The organism is Acinetobacter sp. Q186-3 (assembly GCF_013420655.1).
Lineage (GTDB): Bacteria > Pseudomonadota > Gammaproteobacteria > Pseudomonadales > Moraxellaceae > Acinetobacter > Acinetobacter indicus.
Window position 1 is genome coordinate 1 of record NZ_VOXS01000048.1, and the last position, 1750, is coordinate 1750.

At 45.5% G+C, this 1750-nt stretch carries 1 pseudogene; it reads right to left on the reverse strand.

Features of this window, described 5'->3' with window-relative positions:
- Positions 1 to 284: 284 nt before the first annotated feature.
- Positions 285 to 1631: pseudogene (locus FTT64_RS14560) on the reverse strand (bifunctional UDP-sugar hydrolase/5'-nucleotidase); the annotation flags it as partial.
- Between the last annotated feature and the right edge of the window lie 119 nt (positions 1632 to 1750).

Genomic DNA, 1750 nt, shown 5'->3' on the forward strand with positions numbered 1-1750 from the left:
ATAATCTCTTAATGATCTTTCCAACACCTCGTCAGTGCCAGAAGCTGGACTTAATAAACTTAACAACTCAGCACTTCGTGCTTCGTTCGTTTTCGTTTATCTCGTCGGTATGGGGTGCATTCTAGAGGATTTCAGAATCATTGCAAGCCCCAATTCACTTTATTTTTCACGTATGTATCTTTTTTCTACGAAACAGCTAAAAAAACCGGTTTTTCACTTATTTTTTGCACAATTCAAAAGAAAAAATCCCGCGAACGGGATTTTTTGCTGTCTTTCTTTTTATCTTATTCAGTAAATTTCTGCGTGCTGTAATCCGCTGTTGGCAATTTACCGAGCGCTTTTTGTCCGGTTGTTCCCGGTAAACGCTCCACATATTGTAAAAACGCTTCGGCATAATCAAGGCCCACGTCCATACGGCGCTCGCCTGTCACCTCTTTCATGCTGCTATAGTAGTCCTGTCCATTGGCCAGGAAGTCGATAGTCACCACTTTATAGGTTCGATCCAAGACCAGTGCTTCATAACTACCGCTTGTATTACGCACTTCCAGCTGGCTAATACGCTGCCCTTTGGCCTGGGTTAAATCTACCTGCCAGCGTAAACCACCAGTATATGGATAACTGCCAGTATTTCTCTGCTCGACCACACCGCTAATCGCATCTTCCAGCGTGGCTTTAATTTCTGCACCAGTCATATCCAAACGGACCAGTGTATTTTTAAATGGCAGTACCTGATAGATTTTCTCTACGGTGACTGGACCTGCCGCGACATCCACACGCACCCCACCACCATTCTGGAATGACAGATCGGCATCAAAGTACACTTTACCTTGTTGCAAGAAGGCTTCGGCAATCATCTGCTGAATATCGCCGCCATGGGCAATGACATGCGGATTCTGGTTACAGATATCGCCCAGACTAGAACGGCTGGTATCACGCTGTATCCCCGGTACACGGCGTAAACACAGGTTATCGGTTGCCTGAGCCACCACCGTGCTGGCAAAATTCTGTTTCTGTTGTTGATATGGCAGCAGCACATTTAAGGTCGCGGTATATGGGCTGACCACCTGCATCGGAATATTCGTCGCTTTAAAACGCTCCAGTAGCACCGCCTGTTCGGTTGCATTTAAGGCTTCGAACTGTTTGCTCTCGGTATTTTCACGCTTAAAGTCATCGCCCACTAAAATGTGCGGTGTGCCACTACACTGTTCCACCTGACCTTGCGGATTAAACTTGACCTTTAAATCACCCACCACATAGCTGTACTGCCAGGCCTGGGCAATACAGACCAGATCACCATCTTTATTTCGCGCTTGGGTCGGATACGCACCACTCGGACTCAGGCCGACCGCCTCTAAACTGTCCGGACCTAATAAGGTATGTGAATCACCGCCGACAATCACATCGACATCGGTTAAAGCCGCAGCCAGTTGCTGATCCAGGGCAAAACCAGTATGGGTTTGCAGGATAATCTTGTGAATACCCTGAGCTTTCAGGCGATCAATTTCCTGTTGAGCCGCTTCAATTTCATTGGCAAACGTAGTGTCACTGTTCGGCTGAGAGGCATTTTTGGTTTTGTCGGCAATGGTCAGACCAATAATGGCAAACTTTTCACCGTCACGTTCAAATCTCTGTACACGACAAAAATAGATAACTCATTGAAATAATGTCACAATAATTGTTTTCTAACGACGAATACTATGACACATCTCAATGAGTTATATCTTATCTTAAACAAATCTCTAAAATGGAA